18 protein-coding genes are annotated in these 23,760 nt (G+C 68.4%); 5 read left to right on the top strand and 13 right to left on the bottom strand.

Annotated elements, in window-relative coordinates; translation table 11 throughout:
* Window positions 1-15: 15 nt before the first annotated feature.
* A complete protein-coding gene (locus AB0N89_RS18530) occupies window positions 16-1,323 on the top strand; it encodes an amidohydrolase (protein WP_364205855.1) in 1,308 nt (435 codons plus the stop codon).
* Between the two features lie 231 nt (window positions 1,324-1,554).
* Here AB0N89_RS18530 and AB0N89_RS18535 read toward each other — a convergent pair whose 3' ends face one another.
* The 8 genes from AB0N89_RS18535 to AB0N89_RS18570 form a co-directional block, all read right to left on the bottom strand.
* Window positions 1,555-2,241 (bottom strand): SDR family oxidoreductase, encoded by a 687-nt coding sequence (locus AB0N89_RS18535; protein WP_364205857.1) that lies wholly within the window; start codon window positions 2,239-2,241, stop codon window positions 1,555-1,557.
* 95 nt (window positions 2,242-2,336) lie between these two features.
* On the bottom strand, window positions 2,337-4,064 hold the full coding sequence (locus AB0N89_RS18540) for a hypothetical protein (RefSeq protein WP_364205859.1): 1,728 nt from the start codon (window positions 4,062-4,064) through the stop codon (window positions 2,337-2,339).
* A 53-nt stretch (window positions 4,065-4,117) separates the two neighbouring features.
* Complete coding sequence (locus AB0N89_RS18545; protein WP_364205861.1) at window positions 4,118-4,735, bottom strand: class I SAM-dependent methyltransferase; 618 nt, start codon at window positions 4,733-4,735, stop codon at window positions 4,118-4,120.
* A 31-nt stretch (window positions 4,736-4,766) separates the two neighbouring features.
* Entirely contained in the window at window positions 4,767-6,137 is a 1,371-nt protein-coding gene (locus tag AB0N89_RS18550) for an SdrD B-like domain-containing protein (RefSeq protein WP_364205863.1), read from the bottom strand.
* Between the two features lie 135 nt (window positions 6,138-6,272).
* Window positions 6,273-8,375, bottom strand: coding sequence for a PhoX family phosphatase (locus AB0N89_RS18555; protein ID WP_364205865.1), 2,103 nt, complete (start codon window positions 8,373-8,375; stop codon window positions 6,273-6,275).
* Between the two features lie 178 nt (window positions 8,376-8,553).
* Complete coding sequence (locus AB0N89_RS18560) at window positions 8,554-10,596, bottom strand: PhoX family phosphatase (RefSeq protein ID WP_364205867.1); 2,043 nt, start codon at window positions 10,594-10,596, stop codon at window positions 8,554-8,556.
* 96 nt (window positions 10,597-10,692) lie between these two features.
* Window positions 10,693-11,910: an MFS transporter gene (locus AB0N89_RS18565; protein ID WP_364205868.1), complete on the bottom strand. Its 1,218-nt coding sequence runs from the start codon at window positions 11,908-11,910 to the stop codon at window positions 10,693-10,695.
* Window positions 11,900-12,370, bottom strand: a complete 471-nt coding sequence (locus AB0N89_RS18570) for a MarR family transcriptional regulator (RefSeq protein WP_364205870.1) — start codon at window positions 12,368-12,370, stop codon at window positions 11,900-11,902. The genes AB0N89_RS18565 and AB0N89_RS18570 overlap by 11 nt, the downstream gene beginning before the upstream one ends.
* 77 nt (window positions 12,371-12,447) lie before the next feature.
* Here AB0N89_RS18570 and AB0N89_RS18575 point away from each other — a divergent pair, with 77 nt between their 5' ends.
* Window positions 12,448-13,083: an HAD family phosphatase gene (locus tag AB0N89_RS18575; protein WP_364205872.1), complete on the top strand. Its 636-nt coding sequence runs from the start codon at window positions 12,448-12,450 to the stop codon at window positions 13,081-13,083.
* On the opposite strand, the gene AB0N89_RS18580 is transcribed toward AB0N89_RS18575, so the two are convergent.
* The 5 genes from AB0N89_RS18580 to AB0N89_RS18600 form a co-directional block, all read right to left on the bottom strand.
* The gene (locus AB0N89_RS18580; RefSeq protein WP_364205873.1) at window positions 13,080-13,496 is read right to left on the bottom strand and encodes a hypothetical protein; all 417 of its coding nucleotides are present in this window, start codon (window positions 13,494-13,496) and stop codon (window positions 13,080-13,082) included. The genes AB0N89_RS18575 and AB0N89_RS18580 overlap by 4 nt on opposite strands.
* Before the next feature lie 74 nt (window positions 13,497-13,570).
* Complete coding sequence (locus AB0N89_RS18585; RefSeq protein WP_364205875.1) at window positions 13,571-15,298, bottom strand: alpha/beta hydrolase; 1,728 nt, start codon at window positions 15,296-15,298, stop codon at window positions 13,571-13,573.
* The gene (locus AB0N89_RS18590) at window positions 15,298-15,618 is read right to left on the bottom strand and encodes a hypothetical protein (RefSeq protein ID WP_364205877.1); all 321 of its coding nucleotides are present in this window, start codon (window positions 15,616-15,618) and stop codon (window positions 15,298-15,300) included. The genes AB0N89_RS18585 and AB0N89_RS18590 overlap by 1 nt, the downstream gene beginning before the upstream one ends.
* A gap of 186 nt (window positions 15,619-15,804) precedes the next feature.
* Window positions 15,805-16,887, bottom strand: a complete 1,083-nt coding sequence (locus AB0N89_RS18595; RefSeq protein ID WP_364205879.1) for an inositol-3-phosphate synthase — start codon at window positions 16,885-16,887, stop codon at window positions 15,805-15,807.
* 62 nt (window positions 16,888-16,949) lie between these two features.
* Window positions 16,950-17,495, bottom strand: a complete 546-nt coding sequence (locus AB0N89_RS18600; RefSeq protein ID WP_005168208.1) for a PadR family transcriptional regulator — start codon at window positions 17,493-17,495, stop codon at window positions 16,950-16,952.
* Between the two features lie 247 nt (window positions 17,496-17,742).
* Here AB0N89_RS18600 and AB0N89_RS18605 point away from each other — a divergent pair, with 247 nt between their 5' ends.
* The 3 genes from AB0N89_RS18605 (at window position 17,743) to AB0N89_RS18615 (ending at window position 23,735) form a co-directional block, all read left to right on the top strand.
* The gene (locus tag AB0N89_RS18605) at window positions 17,743-18,156 is read left to right on the top strand and encodes a DUF5318 domain-containing protein (RefSeq protein ID WP_364205880.1); all 414 of its coding nucleotides are present in this window, start codon (window positions 17,743-17,745) and stop codon (window positions 18,154-18,156) included.
* 484 nt (window positions 18,157-18,640) lie between these two features.
* Window positions 18,641-21,046 carry a transglycosylase domain-containing protein gene (locus tag AB0N89_RS18610; RefSeq protein ID WP_364205990.1) on the top strand — a complete coding sequence of 802 codons (2,406 nt, stop codon included), beginning with the start codon at window positions 18,641-18,643 and terminating at the stop codon, window positions 21,044-21,046.
* A gap of 157 nt (window positions 21,047-21,203) precedes the next feature.
* On the top strand, window positions 21,204-23,735 hold the full coding sequence (locus tag AB0N89_RS18615) for a transglycosylase domain-containing protein (RefSeq protein ID WP_364205882.1): 2,532 nt from the start codon (window positions 21,204-21,206) through the stop codon (window positions 23,733-23,735).
* The last annotated feature ends 25 nt before the right edge of the window (window positions 23,736-23,760 follow it).

A 23,760-nucleotide genomic window follows, 5' to 3' on the forward strand; every position in this document is an offset into this window, starting at 1 on the left:
CCGTAAGCTCGCGTCATGCAACGCCGTTTCCACGCTCCTGTCGTTCTCCCCGCCGACCCCGCTTGCTCGTTGCTGCGTGACGCCGTGGTCGACGTGGACGAGGCCGGGCGTGTCACCCATGTCGGCCCCGCCGCCGAAGCTCCCGAAACGTCCGCTCCCGTGACCCGGTTGAGCGGGCTCCTCCTGCCCGGTCTCGTCAACACGCACGCGCACAGCCCGATGACGCTGCTGCGCGGGATGGGCGGCGACCTGCCGCTGCTGCGGTGGCTGAACGAGATCATCTGGCCCGCCGAGGCGAAGCTGAAGCCCGCCGACATCCGCACCGGCATGATGCTGGGCTCGGTCGAGATGCTGCGGCACGGCGTCACGACCAGCGCGGAGATGTACTTCGAAGGCGAACAGCTCGCCGACGCGGTGCTCACCACCGGTGGCCGGGTGATCCTGGGCCCGCCGATCATGGAACTGCCGGGGATGGACTGGCGCGCGATGCTGAAGAGCATCGAACGCTGGATCGACACCGACGGTCTCCGGTTCGGTCCCGGCGAGCGGATCGAGGTCGGCTACGGGCCGCACTCGGCGTACATGCTGAACGTCGAGGCGCTGCGCGCGACCGCGGAGTCGGCGGCCGAACGCGGCGCGCTGGTGCAGATCCACGTGGCCGAGGCGGCGCTCGAAGACGTCAAGCAGCGTGAAGAGCACGGTTCGGTGCCCGCGTTGCTGGAGAAGGTCGGGATGCTGCGGGGCCGGACGGTGGCCGCGCACGCCATCCACCTGTCGGACGAGGACATCGCGCTGTTCGCGGCGCGCGGCGTCGGGATGGCGCACTGCCCCGGCTCGAACGCGAAGCTCGCTTCGGGCATCGCGCGGGTCACGGAGCTGCGGAAGGCGGGCGTCGCCGTCGGGCTCGGCACGGACGGCCCGGCGTCGAACGACGACATCGACCTGTGGGAGGAGCTGCAGCTCTCGGCGATGTTCGCGCGGCTCGCGACCGGCGACTCGACCGTGCTGACCGCGGCCGACGCTTTCCTGCTCGCCACCCGCGGCGGCGCCGACGCGCTGGGCCGGACCGACATCGGCGCGCTGGAACCCGGCCGGTGGGCGGACCTCGTGCACGTCGACCTCGACGACCCGGCCTTCGCGGCGGGCGTCGACGTCCCGGACGAGCAACTGCTCTCGAACCTGGTGTGGGCCGCCGGCTCGCGCCGGGTGCGCGACGTGTGGGTGGCAGGCGAACAGGTCGTCGGCGACGGCGAATCCCTGCGGGTCGACCGCGCGAAGGTGCAAGCCGAAGTCGCCGAAACCTCCGCACGCCTGCGCTCTTAACTCACTTACGCAACCCCCCGCCCGTCCCAGGGGGCGGCCCCGAGGCCAGTCTATCGGGGGTTGGAGGCTGGAGCCGGGGGAAAGTGCTGGTGGGGGCCGGGTTGTCCACAACGGCGCGGGGGTGTGGACAACTGTGGTCGGGCAGGTGCCGATGTCCCGAAAGTGGCTTTGGGGACGCGGGATGTCCCGAAAGTGGCTTTCGCGACGCGCCGCCGGGAGCAGCGAGACGAGCTAGACCAGGCCGCGCGGCCGCAGGGTCACCTCGGTCGGGTGCGCGTCGCCGGTGGCGGAGACCGCGGAGAGCACGGCGGCCGCGACGGATTCCGGGCGCAGGAAGCGTTCCGGTTCGTACGCGCGGCCCTCGTCCGCGATGATCGCCTGCTGCATTTCGGTGTCCGTGCGGCCGGGGTAGATCGACGTCACCCGTAGCGTGGGTTCCTCCTCCCGCAGCGCGTCGGCGAAGGCGCGGACGGCGAACTTGCTGGCCGCGTACGGACCCCAGCCCGGACGCGCGTTCTGCCCGGCGCCCGAGTTGATCACCACGACGTGTCCCTTCGCGGCGCGGAGCGCGGGCAGCAGCTGCCTGGTCAGCGTGACGACGGCGAGCACGTTGACCTCGAAGTTCGCCCGCCAATCCGCGTCGGTGGTGGCTTCGATCGTGCCGAGCCGCGCGACGCCGGCCGAGTGCACCAGCACGTCCAGTTCGCCGATCTCGGCGGTCGCCGCCTCCAGTGCCCCGGCGTCGGTCAGGTCGACCGGCCACGCCCGGGCTCCGGGCAGCGTGCCCGCCAGTTCGCCGAGCGCGTCGGCGTCGCGGCCGCCGAGCAGCAACCGGTGCGTGGGGGCGAGCGCGCGGGCGGCCGCGGCGCCGATACCGCGGGTGGCGCCGGTGACGAGAGCGAGGGGAAGATCAGCCATGCCCGCCACGCTAGTACGGCGGTCTCGCGTGCTCGAAAGCGTATCTCGCGTGATCAGGGGGCGAACTCGTGTGATCAGACGGCGAACTCGCGTGATCAGGGGGCGCAGACGAGTGGCGGTGTCGCCACCCGCGAGAACCGCACGGAACCGCGCGTGAACGACCCGATGAAGTTGTCCGCGAAGCGTCCGGCGGTCAGTGGAGCCCGCACCGAAGTGTCGATCGCCGAGATCTCCGGGCAGCTGAGCGCCAACCGGGCGGCCGCGACGTCGGCGGGGCGGACCGGGCCGCCCTCGGGGATCGGGAGCCGTCCCGAGTTCGCCAGTTCCCACAACGGGGGAAGCCATTTCTGGTGCCCTGGCCTGCCGTCGGGAAGCGACGTCGAATGCGCGGCGAACGGGTTGGCGAGGCCGTAACCGTCACGCAACCGCATGTCGAGCGGGATCAGCAGGCCGAGGGCGCCCATGCTGTCCGCGGCGACGGTCACGTACGGCCGGTCCGTCGGGTACGCGTACCAGCGCCTGGTCGCGTAGTCCTGGATCAGCACCGCCGGGCCGTCCACGCCGCGGACGGCGGCCAGCGTCGACGACATCAGCGGGTGGCCGGCGTAATCCTCGGCCAGGATCGGGTATTCGTGCCCCGTCGCCCGCGACCAGTACGACCGCTCGTCGGTGACGCCGACGGCACGCGGCTCGGCAGAATACGACGGGCGGAGCGACCCGGCGGCCACGAGCGCCCAGATCCCGGCGCCCACCAGAAACGCCGTGGTCAGCCTCGTCACCGGCAGCGCCAGCACGGGCAGCAGCAGGCAGAACAGCGCCGGGAGCAGCATGCGTCCGTGCATGAAATCCCCGCCGACCCTGATCACGTACAACGAGAGCAGCACCGCGCCGGCGACCGGGACCGCGGTGAGCACCGCGAAGGTTTTGTCCACAGTGGACAACACGCTGACGACGGCGACCGCGAGCAACAGCAACGGGAACCAGAGCCAGTACGGCTGGACGAGGTCGACGAGATACGCCCAGCCGCGAGCCCAGTTCGCCTCCGACGCCTCCTTGACCAACGCCGTGTTGGGCGTCAGCAGACCGTAGTAGCCCATCCGGAACACCTGATACGCCGATGGGAGCGCGGCCGCCACGGCCAGCAAGCCCACCACGCGACGGCGTCCCGGCCACGAAAGCACCAGCAACGCCGCCAACGCGACGACGCTGAAGAGCGTGAGATCCGGCCGTACCAACGGTCCGAGCCCGGCGACCAGGGCGACCGGCCAGGTCCGCAGATTGTCTATTGTGGACAAACGACGGACGAGCAGCCACCACGTTCCACCCAGCCATAACGTGATCAGGCCGGTCTCCAGTCCGGACGTCGCGAAGTCGCGGAACGGCGGCAGCGCGCAGACGACCAGCGCCCCGGCGGGCGCGAGCCCGTGGAACCCCAACGGCTGGTAGAGCCGCCGGGCGCCGTCGAGGCCGAAGAACAGCCCGGCGACCGAGAAGACCAACCCGGTGACCACGGAGATCCACTCCAGCGGCACCCCCGGGACCATCCCGAAGACGCTCAGCACCACCGTCCACAAGGGACTGGTGTTGCTCTCGACCCGCTCGCCGATGTTGAACACCGGCCCGTTGCCCGCGAGGATCTGGCGGACCGTCCGCAGCACGATCAGCCCGTCGTCGCTCATCCAGCGGCGGTGCCAGGCGAGATCGGCGTAGACCATCAGCACCAGGCCGAACCCGGACCAAGTCCACGTCGACGGCCGCCGGAACCAGGCGCGCGATGGCCAATCGGGCGTGTTCTCGCCCGTGGTCGTGTTCGTCTGCGTCATGACTCCGCCCGCCTCGGTTGCCTGCGAAGGAGATCAGGCCCGCCACCGACGAGTCAAACCGCGCGAGCGGACAGACACGACTGGGGTCGCTTCCTCCCTTCCATGGTCAGCCGCGCGGCGACCTCGAACCCGGCCTGGCCCAGCAGCTCGGCGATCCTGTCGGGTTCCAGCAGGTACGCGTCGTAGGTGACCGGGTGGCCGTACGCCTTCCCCGGGCTCAGCCGCTCGTCGCCGACGTGGAATCCGACCAGCAGACGACCGCCGGGCGCGAGCGTGCGGCGGAACTCCGCGAACAGCCCCGGGAGCTCCTCGGGCGGGAGGTGGAAGATCGACCACCAGGCGACGAGCCCGCCCAAGGTGCCGTCTGGAATGTCGAGGGCGGCCATCGAACCGACGGAGAACCGCAGGTCAGGGTATTGACGACGGGCGACCTCGACCATTTTCGGCGATAAGTCGACACCGGTGACGTCGAGGCCGAGCGACGCCAGGTGGGCGGTGACATGACCCGGGCCGCAGCCGACGTCGACGACCGGGCCGCGCACCTGCTCGGCGAACGCGGCCAGCATCGCCCGGCTGATCGGCTCCTGGTCGAAGAGCCGTCCGACCCGGACCGCGTAGTCCTCGGCGACGGTGTCGTAGGACTCGCGGGTGGCATCGAGATGAGAGGTCACGGTGGGCGACGTTAGCGGCACCCACCGACAATCACGGCTCGATCAAACCCGCGTCCCTGGTCAGGCTCTCCTTGTCCAGCCAGGCGAAGTCGCCCAGCTTGCTCATCGGCGCGTTGAGGCCCGCCGCGAGCGTCAGGTCCTGGCGCTTCTTGGGGCCGACCGTGGTGGTCGCCGTGCAGCCGGTCGCCGGATCGGCGTCGGAATCCTTCGCGTCGTCGCCCGCGTCCTTCGCCGTGTAGATGTAGCCCGCGAACTCGGGCGGAAGCGCGCTGATGTCGAAGCAGACCTGGTAGATGCCGTCCTTCAGCTTGGTGAAGCGGTACTTGCCGGCGGCGTCCGTGGTGAGCGTGCCGAGCGCCATGCCCGACGCGTCCTTCAAGGTCACCTTCACGCCAGGGACACCCGGCTCGCCCTCGTTCTGGAGGCCGTTCCGGTCGACGTCGTTCCAGACGAACTCGCCGATCTCGTCGATCGCGGGCGGCGGCGTGACCTTGATCGTGGTGGTCGAGGTCTTCTTCGGCAGCTTGCCGCTGGAGACGGTCACGGTGCTGACGTGGTCGTTGTCCGCTTCGGTGACGTTCTTGTGGTCGCAGGTGACGGTCGCGGACTTGCCGCCGTCGAGCGTCGCGATCGGCGTGGGCTGCACGTCGCAGTACGGGTCGTCGACCTTGACCGCGGTCAGTGTCGTGGTGCCGTCGTTGGTCACCGTGAAGCGGTAGTTCGCGGTGGCGCCCGCCTCCAGGGTGGCCGTGGCACCCCAGGCGCCGCTCGCCGGATCCCGCACCTCGGCCTTCACCGAGAACGAGTCGACCCGCAGGTGGACGCAGTCCCACATGACCCAGTTGTGGTCGGTGGCGGCGAAGAACTTCACCGAGTTCGCCGACGACGGCGCTGTCGACGGCGAGAAATCCTGCCTGGCCAGTTTGCCGTCGGTCTCGACGGCGTGCGTGACCTTGAGCTTGTTCTCCAGGACGACCTTGTTCGACGCGTTGTAGAACCGCAGCCCGGTCTCCTGGACGGCGTCCGTGCGCCGGAGGTTGACGTCGTTCGTGCCGGTCCAGCCGGTCAGCGTGTAGACGGCGCCCGGCACGAATTTCATCGCCGCGTAGGCGGTGCTGACCATCTTGTCCGGTGTCGAGATCAGGGCGTACTTGCCGCCGTCCTGCTGGTAGCCGCTCGCCGTCGACAGCCGCGGATATTTGCTCTTCGGTGTGCTGGCGGGCACCGGGGCGGCCGGGTTGAAGGTGTACCCGGCGGGCGGGCTGCCCTGCTCCACGCTCGGGTTCGTCGCGGCGCCGCCGGTGCAGCCGGCCGGGACGTCCGGCCCCTGCGCTCTCGCCGGAAAAGCACCCGTGGCCAGCAGGAGTGTTCCGGCCGTCAGCGTCACCAGTGCCCTTTTCACAGGGCTGAAGCTAGTTATCCGTTTCCGGTTCCGTAATCGCTGAACCGTGTCGACGAGCGCCCCGATCAGGCAGAACGGAGAGTGACCGGGGCGCCGCCGCCGTCTTCCCACGGCGGCGGCGCCCCGGTCACGGCCTTACTTGACGCCGATGCGGCCGACCTGGCCCCAGCGGCCCTTCTTCCACACCGAGACGATCGACGGCCGCGGCTGCGCGGTGCCGCCGTCCGGCCAGTGCGACGTCGGGTTCGCCGAGCTGGCGGCGTTCTCACCCGGGTGCTGCACGGCGACGAGCACCAGGTGGTCGGTCACCACCGGGCCGCAGGTCTCCGCGCCGACCGGGACCGACAGGAACTGCTTGACGTGCCCGCGCTCCGGACCGTCGACCGGCACCGAGAACAGGCCGTCGTTGGAGCCGAGCGCGTTGCCGTCGGTGGAGATCCACAGGTTCCCGTGCCGGTCGAACGCGACGTTGTCCGGGCAGGAGATCGGGCTGACCTGCTCCTTCGGGAAGCCGCCGAAGTAGGTGTCCGCCGTCTTCGGGTCACCGCAGACCAGCAGCAGTCGCCAGGAGAACTTCGTGGCCGCCGAGTCGCCGCGGTCCTCGTCCCATTCGAGGATGTGCCCGTTGCGGTTGTTGACGCGCGGGTTCGGCTCGTCGACGCCCGCCTTGCCCGCCGCGCCGCGGTCGCTGTTGTTCGTCAGCGCCGCGTAGATCCGGCCGTTGACCGGGTTCGGCTCGATGTCCTCGGGGCGGTCCATCTTGGTCGGCTGGACCTTGTCCGCCGCCTGCCGCGTGAACACGTAGACCTCTTCGGCGGTGAAACCGTCCACAAAGGACTTGTCGCCGGAGACCAGCGGGATCCACTCGCCGACGCCGTCGAATTCGCCGTCCTTGGGGAGTTTCCCGGTGCCGTCGATCTCGCCCGGGCTGTCGCCGGTGAAGCGGGCGACGTACAGCGTGCCGTCGTCGAGCAGCGCCGAGTTGTGGCGGCGCGCGTGCGCGCTCTTGCCCGGCTTGTACTTGCCCTTGGAGACGAACTTGTAGATGTACTCGAAGCGCTCGTCGTCACCGGAGTAGACGGCGACGCGGCCGTCCTTGGTGATCTTGATGTTCGCGGCCTCGTGCTTGAACCGGCCGAGCGCGGTGTGCTTGACCGGCGTCGAGTCCGGGTCGTTCGGGTCGATTTCGACGACCCAGCCGAACCGGTTCGCCTCGTTGGGCTCCTGCGCGAGGTCCCAGCGCTTGTCGAACCGCTCCCACTTGCGGGTGGTCCCGGCGCCGGAGAAGCCGTAGCGCTTGAGGCGCGCGGCCGCGACCGGGTCGGTGACGCTCGCCGCGTTGGCGAAGTACTGGTTGACGTTCTCCTCACCGGAAAGCACGGTGCCCCAAGGGGTCACGCCGCCGGCGCAGTTGTTCTGCGTGCCGAGGACCTTGCGGCCGGTCGGGTCCGCGGAGGTCTTGAGGAACTTCGAACCGGCCGCCGGGCCGCGCACCTCGAACGGCGTGTTCAGCGTGATGCGGCGGTTGAACGGGCTCGGCACGGCGCGCAGCGCGCCACCGATCGGGTCGCGGAAGGTCTGGACGACCGAAAGGCCGTGCGCGGCCCAGGCGATCTTGACCTGCTCCTCGGTCGGGTTGGCCGGGTCGTACTGATCGGCCGGGAACATGTGGACCTCGGTGGTGTACTCGTGGTTCACCACCAGCAGGTTGCGGATGCCCAGCGGGTCCTGCGGGATCAGGCCGACGAAGTCGTTGTTGTAGCCGAACTGCTTGGCCTGCGCGGCCGCGGTCTGCTTCTTGAAGTCGAACTTCGGCGCGCCGAATTCGACGGCGTCGCCCCAGCGGATGACGACGCGCTGGTCGTAGCCCTCGGGGATGGTGACCGCGTCGAGCTTGTTCGGCGGCACCGCTTCGAAGTCGGTCCCGGGCACCGGACGCCCGGGGCGACCCGGCTTGCCGTGCCCCGCGGCGGCGACGTCGGCCGGGGCCTCGGCGGCGGCAGCGGTGCCGGACAGCGCGGCGAAACCACCGGCGGCCGCGGCCATCACGGCGCCGGCCTTCAGCGCGCCGCGGCGGGACAGCATGTTCTTGACGACGTCGCCGAAGTACTCGTTGTCCGACGTGTTCGGCTCGGGGTGGGCGCACGCGTTGCCGCAGCGGTACTCGCAGGTGACCGCGGAGCGGCCGCCGGGGTGGGAGGTGATCAACGGCAGGAGCCGCTGAGGCTCGAAGGACACAGGGCCTCCATGGTCGCGGTGGGTTCACGTAGTCCAGTCGGGGGAACGTCGTGACGGTAAGCGACCAAAAAGAGCCGGTCCTGGCCAGAAGATGAACAGCGCGCGAACGAGCGATGGCGCGCTGCCGGACCGGCGGCGCGCCATCGACCGAAAGTACTGCTAGATCGTTGCTTGTCGACTAAGAACCGATGTCCGACAGGCCGTGTTTCCCGGGTTTCCAGACCGCGACCACCGACGGACGGGGCTGATTTTCGCCTCCGTCCGGCCAATGGGAGGCCGGTTTGTCGGCATTCGCCCCATCCACTTCACCCGGGTGCTGGACACAGACCGTGACGATCTTCTCCTCGACGATCGGGCCGCAGGTTTCCGCGCCGCGGGGCACGGTGAGGAACAGCTTCAGCTCCCCGCGGTTGCGGCCTTCCAGCGGCACCGAGTACAGGCCGTCGTTGATGCCGAGCGCGCCCGCCGAGTCTGTGGAGATCCACAGGTTGCCGTGTTTGTCGAAGGCGACGTTGTCCGGACTGGAGATCGGCGAGACCTGGTCCTTGGGGAACCCGGCGAAATAGGTGTCCGGCGACGAGGGATCGCCGCACACCAGGAACAGCCGCCAGCTGAACGTCAGCGCGAGCGCGTCCCCTCGGCGCTCCTCGAACTCCAGAACCTGACCGTGCTTGTTGTTCAGCCGCGGGTTCGGCTCGGTGGCGCCTTCCTTGCCGGGGTTGCCGCGTTCGACGTTGTTGCTGAGCGCGCAGTAGATCCGGCCGGTGCGCGGATGCGCCTGGATGTCCTCGGGGCGGTCCATCTTGGTCGCGCCCACGCGGTCGGCCGCCTCGCGGGTGAAGACGTAGACCTCGTCGGCGGTCATACCATCCACAAAGGACTTCTTGCCGGAGGCGAGCGGGATCCATTCGCCGCTGCCGTCGAATTCGCCGTCGCCGGGCAGTTTCCCGGTGCCGTCGATCTCGGCGGCCGGGCTGTCGCCGGTGAACCTTCCGACGTACAACGTGCCGTCGTCGAGCAAGGTCATGTTGTGCCGCCGGGCATGCGCGCTGTCGCCCGGCTTCATGCGGCCCTTCGAGATGAACTTGTAGATGTACTCGAAGCGCTCGTCGTCACCGGAGTAGGCGACGACGCGGCCGTCCTTGGCGACGCGGATGTTCGCCGTCTCGTGCTTGAACCGGCCGAGGTGCGTGTGCTTGACCGGGGTGCTCTCGGGATCGTTCGGATCCAGTTCGATCACCCAGCCGAAGCGGTGGGCCTCGTTCGGCTCCCTGTCGATGTCCCAGCGCGCCTCGAACCGCTCCCATTTCCGGGTGGTCGCGGTGCCCTTGATGCCGTAGCGCGCGTATCGCTTGCGCGCCACGGGATCGGTCACGGTTTCCGCGTTCCCGAAGTACTGGTTGATGTTCTCCTCCCCGGACAGGATCGTGCCCCAGGGCGTGACCCCGCCGGCGCAGTTGTTCATCGTGCCCAGCACCACCGTGCCGGTGGGATCGGCGGCGGTCTTGAGCAGCTCGCTGCCCGCCGCCGGGCCGGTGACCTTGAACGGGGTGTGCAGCGTGATCCGCCGGTTGTACCGCGACATCTTCGGCCGCAGGTGCCCGGTGTCGCGTCCGCGCGACACCTGGACGACGGTCAGCCCGTGCGCGGCCCAAGCGATCTTGACCTGTTCCTCGGTGGGGTTGTCCCGGTCGTAGCCGCGGAACATGAACTCTTCCGAGGTGTACTCGTGGTTCGTGACCAGGAGCGAGGAGAGCCCCCAGCGGTCGAGCGGCAGCAACGCGGCGAAGTCGCAGTTGTAGCCGAACTGCTTCGCCTGCGCCTCGGCGGTCTGGTGGTCGAAGTCGAACTCCGGCGCGCCCGGGAGCACCGCGTCACCCCAGCGGATCACGATGCCCTGTTCGTAGCCCTCGGGCACCACGACGGCGTCGAGCGTGTTCGGCCGGACACGCTGGTAGTCGGTGCCGGGTGGCGGTTTCGGGCGTCCCTCGGGGGTGGCGGAGGCGGGCGCGGCGAGCGCGAGCGGTGTCCCGGCGGCCAGTGCGACGACGGCGGTCGCCTTCAGCGCGCCACGGCGGCTCACCGCGCCGAGCACTTCGGCGAAGGTGGGGTTGTCCGACGTGTTCGGCGCGTCGTGGAAGCACGCGTCGCCACAGCGGTAGGTGCAGGTCACTGAAGCCCGGCTTGGTGAGTGGCCGGCCAGCAACGGAAGGAACTTCACGCGGACCTCCGGTCAGGCAGTTCGGAAGGCCGACGCTAGGACAACGGACCAACGGGAGAAACCCCCCGTTGGTCCGAAATTCACTTTCCGTACAGATCAGAACTCTTCGCCGACGAGCGCGGCCTCCTCGGGAACGCGGTATTCGTCGGGCTTGGTGCGGCGCGCGGCGAGCAGTCCGCCGGCGAGCACGCAGAGCACGGCGGCGACCAGGAACGGCGCATGCGGCGAGCCGAACCACTCGGCCACGTGGCCGACCAGGGTCGCGGCCACCGCGCCGCCCATCCAGCGGAGGAAGTTGTAGCCCGCGCTGGCGACCGGGCGGGGAGCGTCGCTGATGGACATCGCCATGCCGGTGAACAGCGTGTTGAGCAGGCCGGACACCAGCCCCGAGGCGATGATCGCGGCCACCAGCACCGGCTTGCTCGGCACCAGCATCACCGCGAGCAGGACGGCGTAGGCGAGCACCGCCAGCACGGTCGCGTGCCGTTCGCCGAACTTCGCCGCGAGCCGCGGGGCGAGGACCACACCGGCCACCGCCACGCACAGACCCCAGCCGCAGAACACCAGGCCGACCGCGACCGCGCTCCACTCCAGCACGAACGGCGACCAGGCGAGGACGGCGAAGAACGCGGCGGTGTAGAGGGCGGAACCGATCGAGGTGCGCAGCAGGCCGGTGTGCTTGAGGGCGCGGATCGGGTCGAGCAGGCGGATGCGTGGCCGGTCCTCGTGGGCGTCCTTGCGGAGGAAGACGGCGCAGAGCACCAGCGCGCCCGCCATCAGCAGAGCCGTCCCGAAGAACGGGCCGCGCCAGGAGATGCTGCCGAGCAGGGCGCCCAGCAGCGGGCCGACCGCGAGGCCGACGCCGAGCGCGGCTTCGTAGAGCAGGATCGCTCCGGACTGCCCACCGGCGGCGGCGCCGACGATCACCGACAGCGCGGTCGCGATGAAGAAGGCGTTGCCCAGACCCCAGACCGCGCGCAGCCCGACGAGCTGCTCGATCGAGCCCGCGGCGGCGCACAGCGCGGTGGCCAGCACGATCAGCGACAGACCGGTGATCACGGTGCGCTTCGCGCCGAAGCGGGCGCTCATGGCGCCGGTGAAGAGCATGGCCACCACCTGGACACCCAGGTAGGAGGAGAACAGCAGCGTCACTTCGGACGGCGTCGCGTGCAGGCCTTCGGCGATCGACAGCAGGATCGGGTCGACCAGCCCGATGCCCATGAACGCGATGACCGCGGCGAACGCGGTGATCCATACCTGTTTGGGCTGTCCTTTGAGGGCGTCCAACAGGCTCGAGTGGGACTCAGCGCTCATCGCGGATCAGTTCCTCCTTCTTGTCTTCCTGAATTTCCTGCCGCAGCAACTTGGTGAGGGCGGGGAGCGCGGCTTCGATCGCGGCGCGGTCGTGTTCGTCCAGCTCGAGGAGCCGCTCGCGGAGGAACTCCTCCCTGGCGACGATCAACTGGCGATGGAAGCGCTGCCCCACCTCGGTGACCTCGACGAGCACGGCCCTGCCGTCGGCGGGATCCCGGCGGCGGCTGACCAAGCCGAGCCGTTCGAGACGGCGGACGACGTCGGTCATCGTCGGCATCCGGACCCGTTCGAGGTCGGCGAGCGTGCTCATCCGTCGCGGACCGCCGTTCAGCAGCTCCGACAGCACCGAACCCTGGGTGAGGGTGAGCTGTACCTGCGGGGTCTCCCGGCGGACGAGGTAGTACAGCCGGAACACCAGCGGGCGGAGCCGGTGCGCGAGGTCGGCGACTTTCGTGGTCACTTAGCCATGCTAACTAAAATTACTGAGCATGGCTAAGTAATCTGCCGCACAGGTTCCCACCGCCTAGGGTTGAGGGGGTGGAAGCGGTGATCTTCGATCTCGACGGTGTCCTGGTGGATTCGGAAACGACGTGGGACGAGGTCCGCCGGGCGGTCGTCGACGAGTTCCACGGCACCTGGCGGGACGAATCGACCAGAGCGATGCAGGGGATGAGCACCCCGGAATGGGCCGCCTACCTGGCGCACGACCTGGGCGTCCGGCTGCGACCGGCGGACGTCGCGCAGGTGGTGATCGAGCGGATGGCGCGGCGGTACGCGGAGAAGCCGCCGATCATCCCAGGCGGCCCGGACGTCGTGCGCGAGGTCGCGAAGCACTGGCCGGTGGCGATCGCGAGCTCGTCGCCGCCGCTGCTGATCAAGGCGTTCCTGGACATCACCCGGCTGCCGGTGCCGACGGCGGTGTCTTCGGAGCAGGTCGGCGCGGGGAAACCGGCGCCCGACGTGTACCTGAAGGCGGCCGAGCTGCTGGGCGCGGAGCCGAAGAACTGCGCGGCCGTCGAGGACACGACGAACGGGCTGCGTGCGGCGCTGGCCGCGGGGATGACGGTGTACGCGGTGCCGAATCCGCATTTCCCGCCGGATCCGGCGGTGCTGGCGCGGACGACGGTGGTCGGGTCGATCACGGACCTGCCGCCGGCGCTCTCCGAGGCCTAGCCTGCCGAGTCCGGCGTGCCGTTGCGCCATACACAGGGCGTCGATCCGTTCAGGTACAGCTCGCCGGACTCGTTGGAATCCAACGCCAGACGAAATCCGTCGTCTCGTTTTTCCAGCCACAAGTACTGCGGGTTTTGCTTCTCTTGAAGAACTTGATAGTTGTTGTTCTGCGCCCACGAGCGCAGAGCGCTGAAGTACTCCGAAGTACCCGCAGCGGCCAGGCCGGTCACCTGGTAGCCACGATCGGCCACGACCCGGCCCTTCGGCCCGTTGTCACTCGGATCATCACAAGGCGCTTCCTTGCTCTGCCCGTGCAGTACCAGCACGGCCGACGCCGGAAGGGCCGACTTCGCTTGCTGGATATAGCTTTCGAGCCGCTGGTTCGCCTCTTGAATCGTGATCGTGTTGCCCATATCAGCCTCCTTGGGGCTGTCACAGCTCGCGATACAGAGAAGCAGCATCGCCGAAACCAGGCTTCTTTTCTTCATCAGTGACTTGGCTGCTTTCCTGCGATTATTCGGCCCATGTCGCGAAGAGCGGGGTTGTCTCGCGTCCAGTACTGGCTGTGAGCGGCCTCGCTGTTGCCGAGAATCGGCCCTCCTGGGCCGGGATCCGAGGTGAACGTCTTGCCGCCGAATTCCGGGTCGGTGGGATCGGGACCGAGGGGGTCGAGGGGATCGCCCTTCCCCTCGACACGAGGGAAGTTGGTGATGTTGATCGCGTCGTTCGCGGCCGTCGTGGAGTACACGTGATCGGACGGGACGTTGAGCTGGCTCGCGTGATCGACACCGACGCCCGGACTGGCGACGAGAACGATGTTGTCGACGGCGAGGTGCTCGTCTCTGGCCGCGTGTCCGACGAGAGTCGTGCCGTAGCTGTGGCCGATGACGGTGTTGTGCGAGGGAACTCCTTGATGGCTTTCCCTCAGTCCGTCCTGGAAGCTGTCGAGCGCATGCTTCCCGTTGTCGGCGAAGCTCTCGTTCGCCGCTTCCAAGAGGCCCGGCGGCGCGTCGTAGCCGATCCAGGTGATCACCGAAGGTGTTTTCGCCCCGGCCTGCTGGGCGGCGTCGACCATGCTGTCCGCCCGTCCGAGGTCACCGTTGACCTTGGAAAGCTCCGATCCGGTACCGGGCACATAGGTCGCGACGTTTTGCGCCGTATCTGGATTGCCCATCGCGACGATCGCCCGGCCCGCGCCCGTGTCGTCGATACGCAGCACGTACGGCCGCTGCTTCGTGGAGTCGTAGTTCGGACTGCCGGGATCGCTCATCGCGAGCCGGTGGTCGATGTCGTCGAGACCGCGAAGTTTCCCGTCGAGTTCGTCGAGATCCGCCTTGAGTGCGTCGAACTCCAGCCGGTCGTTGAGCTTGATCTGGCCGGCTCCGGTTCGGGGGAACTCGGTGATCTTTCGCTGCAGCTCGTCGCGCTCATGCCGCAACCTGGACCGCTGCCGGTCCAACAGTTCGCGGTTCGCGATGTCACGTTGCTTGGCCGAGAAACCGTCCCGTGGTCCGACGAGCTCCGGCCGGTCCGTGGCGAGCCGGGTCCGCTGCGCTTCACTGAGAGTCGCCCAGTAGGCGGCGTTCTGCGCCGCGGTCGCCCCCTCGGGCGGCGGCGCGGGGATGCTGAGCGATCCCATGGCCGCGCCGGAATTACCGGCCGCGGCGAGCGAGGTGTTCTCGTTGTCGTTGCCCGTCGCGTCGATGGTCTGCCCGGACATGATCCGGTCGAGCACCAGGCAGAAGTCGTCGTCGATGTCGGTCGCGCTCTTGAGGACCTCGGAGACACGATCGCGCAGGTCAGCCGCGATCGTCGCCCGTTCGCGGGCAACGGCCTCTTTCTGGTCTTCCGGGGTGTCCGGGGGCGGCCCGTTGTCGATGATCGCCCCGTCACCACCGACGGCGAAGTGGTGGGCGCGGGCGAGCCCCTCGACTTCCTTGACGCCGTTCATGACACCGCTGATCGCGTCTCCGACGTCCCCCGCGCTGCGGCGCAGCGAGGCGACCTCGGCGGCGTACTCCTCCAGGCCGTCGATGACCTGATCGACCTCGTTCGCCGCGGCGCGTGCCGCGGTGCCGTGCCAGCCGTCGGCCGTGTTGACGGCGCGCAGGTCTTCTGAGCAGGCGACGACCTTGTTGTACGCGGTGTTGACCTCCCCGACCGCGCCTTGCAGAGGTGCGGAATCCCACCGGATGACTTCAGCCCAGGTGACCATCAGACCGGCCTCCGCCCACCCGTCGACTGCGCCGGTACGGAAAGGTCCGCCGTGGCGGCATCCTCACGACTGCTGTAGAGGTCGGCGGCCTTCGCCATGCTCGCGGCATGGGCGTCGAGACGCCGCTCGTATCCCTGCTCGCGATCCCGCAAGGCCTGCTTGACCGCGGCGAGCTTGCCCACACACCGCGCTCCCGGCATACCGGCGTCGCCCGACGGCACCATCGCGGAACACTTCGCCCCACGCAGCCCGTCGGCGACCCGCGTCGCCGCTCGCCCCGTCGCTCTGATCTTCTCGATCACCACGTCATAACCAGCCACGAGCCCTCCCCTGCTCCGGTAGTCAAGCGATCACACTACGGAGCGGAACGGGGCGGTTCAACAGCTCAGGGAACCGAAAGCGGGGGAATCAGCAGGTAGCGGCGTTGTACTCACACCTACCTATAAGCGAAGGCTCCCTTCACCGCGTCACATGCGGTGAAGGGAGCCTTCAGCTCACGTCAGAGATCACGCCTCGCCGGCGATGAACTTCTCCACCTCGTCGCGCGCGGTCGCGTCGTCGTACTGCTCCGGCGGCGACTTCATGAAGTACGAGGAAGCCGACAGGATCGGGCCGCCGATGCCTCGGTCCTTCGCGATCTTCGCGGCGCGCACGGCGTCGATGATGATGCCCGCCGAGTTCGGCGAGTCCCACACCTCGAGCTTGTACTCCAGGTTCAGCGGCACGTCGCCGAACGCTCGGCCTTCGAGCCGGACGTAGGCCCACTTGCGGTCGTCGAGCCACTGCACGTAGTCGGACGGCCCGATGTGGACGTTGCCCTTGCCGAGCTCGCGGTCGACCTGCGAGGTGACCGACTGGGTCTTCGAGATCTTCTTCGACTCGAGCCGCTCCAGCTCCTTCATGTTCAGGAAGTCCATGTTCCCGCCCACGTTGAGCTGCATCGTCCGGTCGAGCTGGACGCCGCGGTCCTCGAACAGCTTCGCCAGCACGCGGTGCGTGATGGTGGCGCCGACCTGGGACTTGATGTCGTCACCGACGATCGGCACGCCGGCCGCGCGGAACTTCTCCGCCCACTCGGGGTCGGAGGCGATGAACACCGGCAGCGCGTTGACGAACGCCACACCGGCGTCGATGCACGCCTGCGCGTAGAACTTGTCGGCCTCTTCGGAACCCACCGGCAGGTAGGAGACGAGCACGTCGACCTCGGCCTCGCGCAGCGCCGCGACGACGTCGACCGGGGCCTCGTCGGACTCCTCGATGGTCTCGCGGTAGAACCGGCCGAGCCCGTCGTAGGTGTGACCGCGCTGCACGGTGACGCCCAGCGGCGGCACGTCGGCGATCTTGATGGTGTTGTTCTCGCTGGCGAAGATCGCCTCGGACAGGTCGCGGCTGACCTTCTTGGCGTCCACGTCGAACGCGGCCACGAACTCGATGTCGCGGACGTGGTACTCGCCGAACACGACGTGCATCAAACCGGGCACCCGGGTGCCGGGATCCGCTTCGCGGTAGTACTGAACGCCCTGGACCAGCGAGGCAGCACAGTTGCCGACGCCCACGATGGCCACCCGAACGCGGCGGTTCTCGCCCATGCCGGTTTCTCCTTCATTAGTCCAACAGTTGTAGGTAATCCGCAACGGTCCCGGAGAGCGCCTCAGGTCTCCGGTCCGCGCTGCTCGGCCTGTTCGTGCGCGATGAGCTCGTTGAGCCAGCGCACCTCCCGCTCACTGGACTCCAGCCCGAGCCGGTGCAGCTCACGGGTGTAGCGGTCGATCTTCTCCTCGGCCCGCGCCATTGCCGTCCGAAGTCCTTCTCGGCGTTCCTCGACCCGGCGACGACGGCCTTCCAGGATTCGCATCCTGACGTCGGCCGGCGTCCTCGAGAAGAACGCCAGGTGGACGCCGAAGCCTTCGTCGTCCCATGTCTGCGGGCCGGCATCGCCGAGTAGTTCGGCGAAGCGTTCCTTGCCCTCGGCGGTGAGCTTGTACACGCGCTTGCCCCGGCGTGCCCATGCCCGGTCTTCCACCTCTTCGAGCTCCTCGACGAGGTAACCGGCGCGGAGCAGCCGACGCAACGTCGGGTACAGCGAGCCGTACGAGAACGTCCGGAACATCCCGAGCGTCTCGTGCAAACGTTTGCGCAGCACGTAACCGTGCATGGGGGTCTCGTGCAGCAGCCCCAAGATCGCGAGCTCGAGCACACCGCACCCCCTTCCGGGAACAAACCGCGACCGGTCGCGTTGGCCACCGAGACCGGCTCGGTCAACCTACCGGCCCACTATATCGCGCCGATACATCGAAGTGGTGTAGCTAACCCCGATCGAGCGCCGCGGAACCGGACGAAATTCATCGGACAGTTATCGAATCTTCGGCGTGTCCGATCGAGCACGCACCGTCCCGCCGAGAACGGGGCGTGGACCACACAGCAAGAGCCCGTACTCTGTTGGCGTGCGAAACCAGCGGCAGGTCGTGGACTACGCCTTACAGCGGCGCGCGCTGCTCAAGGGCGTCCACTCCGGACGGGTCGGCACATACGACGTCTGCGACGCGGGCCCGTACCTCCTGCGGGCCGCGAAATTCCACGGACGACCAGGCGATCAAGACTGCCCGGTCTGCCATCGGGAGGAACTGACCCTGGTGTCCTGGGTCTACGGCGAGGAGCTCAAGCACGTCGCCGGATCAGCCAAGACACCGGAAGAACTGGTGCGGATGGACGGGCACTTCGCCGAGTTCACCGTCTACGAGGTCGAGGTCTGCCGGAGCTGTCACTGGAACCACTTGGTGCGGTCCTACGTCCTCGGAACAGGAGATCCGGGAAGCACCCGGCCACGGACCCGGTCACAGAGGACAGCGGGTCAGTGACAGGTATCGAAAACGCAGTTGAGCACAGAGCGGCGTCCCCCGAAGCGCCGGTCTGGGAGGCCCATTCGTGAACGACGACCGCAATCGCTCCTGGCCTGGCCAGGAGCCTGATGCACCTCGCCGTGCCCAGTGGCCGGGCGAAGCCGACGATCCCGGTTGGCCGGGCGAGGAACCCCCGCGCCGCCCCCAGCGCCGGACCCCGCCGAACGGCACCCGCCGCCCGGCGCCGCCCCGCTCCGAAGCCCCCCGCTCCGCGGCCCCGCAATGGCCGGGTGGCGAGAGCGGCGGCCCCGAGTGGCCGTCCGACGACGAACCGCGCCGTCCCGCGGCCCCGCGCCGCCCCAACGGCATGCCCCCGCGCAGGCAGGGGCCCCCGCCCGGCAACCGCCCGCCCCAGCGCTCCCAGCAGGGCGCCGTCGGTCACCGCCCGCCGCCTCCGCCCGGCAACCGCCGTCCGCCCGCTCCCGACGACCAGGCGACCGCGATGGTCCGGCCGGTCGAGCCGGAGCCGTACGAGCGCGAGCCGGAGCTCATCACGCACCACGCGCACAACGGCACCGAAGACCCGTACGGCTACGACCCGTACGACGATCGCTATGACGATCGTCACGAAAGCGCCGCGCTCGGCGCCGAGGGCGAAGACCCGTACGACGACGAGCCCGGCGAGGACGAAGAAGGCGACAAGAAGAAGGCCCTGACGCCGAAGCAGCGCAAGAGGCGCCGCTGGCGGATCATCCGCCGGGTCCTCTACGCGATGTTCGGCCTGTTCGTCGTCGTCCCCGCGATCGCGTTCGTCATCACCTACTTCCTGGTGGACGTCCCGTCGCAGGAAAGCGTCGCGAGCCAGCAGAGCCAGCCGATCACGCTGATGTACTCCGACGGCAGCCCGATGGGCAAGATCGCGCCCGCCAGCGGCGGCAGCCGGTACCTGCTGAAGCCCGGCGAGGTCCCCGAGGCGGTCAAGAAGGCCGTGTACGCGGCCGAGGACTCGTCGTTCGAGACCAACTCCGGCTTCGACGTCGGCGGCATTCTGCGCGCGGTCTACAACAACGTGACCGGCGGCCAGGGCGGCGGTTCGACGATCTCCCAGCAGTACATCAAGAAGGCCACGGCCAACGAGGCGCCGACGCTCACCCGTAAATGGACCGAGCTGGCCAAGTCCTTCAAGATGAACAACCAGATGTCCAAAGAGGAGATCATCACCGCGTACCTCAACACCATCTACTTCGGCCGCGGCGCGAACGGCATCGAAGCGGCCGCGCAGGCCTACTTCAAGAAGCCGGCCAAGGAGCTGAGCGCTTCCGAGGCCGCGCTGCTGGGCGGCCTGATCCAGGGGCCGAGCAAGTCCGAAAACGAGGCCTACGCGCAGAGGCGCTGGAACTTCGTGATGGACCAGATGGTGGCGAACAAGTGGCTCGACCCGGGTGAGCGCGCCGCCGCGCAGTTCCCGAAGCCGATCCCGAAGGCGCAGGCGAAGGCCGACGACGCCGGCACGCTGAGCCTGCACATCCGCAACCGGGTGATCGACGAACTCGAAGCCCGCGGCTACGACCAGGACCGGCTGCACCAGGGCGGTTTCAAGATCACCACGACGATCGACCCCAAGGCGCAGAAGATGGCCGAGGAGTCCGTCGCCGAGGGGATGAAGGGCCAGACGGACGAAAGTATCCTGAACGCGCTGGTCGCGGTCGACCCCAAGACCGGCGGCGTGGTCGCCTACTGGGGCGGGCCGGACTGGACGAAGAACGACCAGGGGCAGGACGTCCAGGCCCATGACTGGGCGAACGTCCCGCACAACCCGGGTTCTTCGTTCAAGGCCTTCGACCTCGCCGCGTTCCTCAAGATGGGCAAGGGTCTCGGCGAGACCTTCGACGGGTCCAACAACCGGAAGTTCGACGCCGGCGGCGGCAACACCCGCACGATCCGGAACGCGGGCGAGAGTTCCAACTGCGGCACCCAGTGCACGGTCGCCGAGGCGATGAAGGTCTCCGCGAACACCGTGTTCTACGACATGGTGATCAACAAGACCAAGGTCGACCCGGTGGCCAAGGCCGCGAAGGAAGCCGGCGTGCGGACGGAGAACGAGGGCGGCAAGTCGGTCCTCTACCCCGACCTCAACATCGCGCTCGGCGGTGGCCGCACGGTGACCACGGCGGAGGACATGGCGGCCGGGTTCGCCACCTTCGCCGGTGAAGGCGTCCGGCAGAAGCAGCACTTCGTCGCGAAGCTGACCAACTCCCAGGACGAGGTCGAGTTCGACGAGACGGCCCCCCAGGGCTCTCCCGCCTTCAGCGACGACGCCGACAAGAGCAAGCAGATCGCCGGCAACATCACCGACGCGCTCGAAGAGGTCGTCCCGTACTCGAAGCTGAAGTGCCCCAAGGGCAACGACTGCGCAGGCAAGACCGGGACGCAGCAGTACGACTTCAAGGACAGCGACCCGGCGAGCTACCACGACCGCAACGCGCAGACCTGGATGGTGGGCTACACGCCGAGCATCTCGACCGCGGTGTGGGTCGGCGGCGACGGCAACAAGCCGCTGCACGACAAGAACAACAAGCCGATCTACGGGCGGACGATCGCCGGTCCGATCTGGGAAGACTTCATGTCCCGGTACCTGACCGGCAAGCCGACGGAGAAGTTCGAGAGCGTCAAGCCGATCGGCAAGGACGCCAGGTCGGTGCCGACGACGACGGCCTCCAAGCCGCCGCCTGCCACGACGACCACTCCCGAGGCGCCGTCGACCACCGCGACGCCGACGACTCCCACCGAGCCGACGGAGCCGACGGAGACCGGTGGCTGGCCGACGAAACCGACCAAGCCCACCAAGCCGACGAGACCGGGACCCGGGACCTCGGATCCGTTGTTCCCGAACGGCGAAGATCCGTGATGACCGGGCGAACCAGCTGAAGAAGGTGTGCCGGGCGCTGGCCCGGCACACCTTTTTTCGTCGGCCGGTGAACCTGAACCGATCCGAGACGTCTTATACAAAGGAGACCTGCGACCGCAGGACCGCGCTCACCACGGAAGGTTCGGAGGACGTCCCAGTGAACGACGATCCCCACGGCGGATGGCCAGGTCAGGACCCTGACCCCGCCCGTCGTCCGCAACGCCCGGCCGGACCGCCCCGCCGCCCCGCCGGAGGACCGCCTCCGGGATACGGGCAGCGACAGGGTCCAGGCCCGCAGGGTCCGGGACAGGCACCGTGGCAACGCCAGGGGCCGTCCCAGCAGCAGCCGCCACCACGGCGTCCGCAGCGACCGCCGGTCGCGCCGCAGTACGAGCCGGACCTCATCACGCATCACGAGCACAACGGCACCACTGATCGCGGCTACGACGATCGCTACGACGACCAGTACGAGGACGAGCAGCAGGGTCCCGAGACCGACGAGAACGGGAAGCCGATCCTCACCCCGGCGCAGCGCAAGAAGCGCCGGTGGAGACGAATCCGGCGGGTGCTGCTCGCGCTGTTCTGCCTGTTCGTGGTGATCCCGGCGATCGCGTTCGTGATCACCTACTTCGCCGTCGACGTCCCGTCGCCGCAGTCCGTCGCGGCCACGCAGGGCCAGGCGGTGACCTACTACTACGCCGACAACACGGAGATGGGCAAGGACGTCCCCAAGGGCGGAAACCGGCAGATCCTGACGCCGGAGCAGATCCCGGACATCGTCAAGAAGGCCGTCATCGCCACCGAGGACGCCTCCTTCGAGACGAACTCCGGGTTCGACATCGGCGGCATCCTGCGCGCGGTCTACAACCAGGTGACGGCGGGCAAGGGCGGTGGTTCGACCATCTCCCAGCAGTACATCAAGGTCGCCAGCGGGGACGACGAATCGTCGCTCACCCGTAAATGGACCGAGCTCGCCAAGTCCTTCAAGATGAACCAGACGTACGAGAAGAAGGACATCATCTCGGCGTACCTGAACATCATCTACTTCGGGCGCGGCGCGTACGGGATCGAGTCGGCCGCGCAGGCGTTCTTCGGCAAGCCCGCCGGCGAACTGAACGCCTCCGAGGCGGCGCTGCTCGCGGGTCTCATCCAGCAGCCGGGCCGTTCGGAGAACCCGAAGGTCGCGAATGACCGCTGGACCGTCGCGCTGAACCGCATGGTGGAGAACAAGTTCATCTCCGCCGCGGATCGCGCGAACCTGCAGTTCCCGACGCCGATCCCGCAGGCCGACAAGCAGCAGGCCGGGGTGGTGAACCCGTTCATCCGCGACAAGGTCAAGGAAGAACTCGCGGCGAACGGCATCACCGACGACGTCTATTACCGGGGCGGCTACAAGGTCTACACGACCATCGACCCGAAGGCGCAGGCCGCGGCCGAGCAGGCGGTCGCCGACGGGATGAAGGGCCAGACCGACGAGAACCTGCTCAACGCGCTCGTCGCGGTCGACCCCAAGACCGGCGGGGTGAAGGCGTACTACGGCGGCCCGACCATCGTGAAGGGACCCAACGGCCAGGATCTCAGAGGCCGTGACTGGGCGAACACGCCACAGAACCCCGGGTCGTCGATGAAGCCGTTCGACCTCACCGCCTACATGCAGATGGGCAAGGGCGGCATCAACTCGACGTTCGACGGGTCCAACAACCGGCAGTTCGGCAAGCAGACGATCCGGAACGCCGGTCCCGGCAGCTCGTGTTCGGCGCAGTGCACCGTGTCCGAGGCGATGCAGCGGTCGGCGAACACGGTGTTCTACGACATGGTCGTGAACGTGACCAAGCCGGGGCCGGTGGCCCAGGCGGCGAAGGACGCCGGGGTCAAGCCCGCGCCCGAAGGCACCGCCGAACTGTTCGCCGACAACAACATCGCGCTCGGCGGCGGCAAGACGGTCGTCAGCCCGGTGGACATGGCAGCCGCGTATGCCTCTTTCGCGGGCGATGGCCAGCGGCGGGACAAGCACTTCGTCGTCAAGGTGACCAACTCTCAGGACGAGGCCGCGTACTCGGCACCCGAGGAGGCGAAGCCGGCGTTCTCCGACGACTCCGACAAGAGCAAGCAGATCGCGGGCAACGTCACCGAGTCGCTCAAGGGCGTCATCCCGTTCTCGAAGCTCAAGTGCCCCAACGGCCACGAGTGCGCGGGCAAGACGGGGACCCAGCAGCACACCTACCGGGCGGGTGAACCCGCCTCGGCGAAGGACGCGAACTCGCAGACCTGGATGGTCGGCTACACGCCGTCGATCTCGGCCGCGGTGTGGGTCGGTGGCGACGGCGACAAGGCGCTGAAGGGCAAGAACGGCAAGTCGATCTTCGGTTCGACGATCGCCGGGCCGATCTGGCAGAAGTTCATTTCGCTGTACTTGAACGGAAAGCCGGGGGAGCGCTTCGACAAGGTCAAGATCATCGGCGGGGACGACAACAACACCGTCCCGTCGACGCAGACCCCGCCGGACGAGAACGACGACGGTAACGAGACCGGGACTCCGTCCACCGGTCCGTCGTCGCCCTCGTCTTCGCGGAAGGAGGAGGACCCGCCTTCCAGCTCCAAGAATCCGCCTTCGTCCAGTGAGAACAACGGCGAAGAGGGCGGCAACGGTCCCGGCCGCGGCGGCGGGGGCAGAGGCGACAACGGCTAGCTCCGGCCCAAGTACGGAAAGGCCC

This window comes from Amycolatopsis sp. NPDC089917 (genome assembly GCF_040684635.1).
Lineage (GTDB): Bacteria > Actinomycetota > Actinomycetes > Mycobacteriales > Pseudonocardiaceae > Amycolatopsis.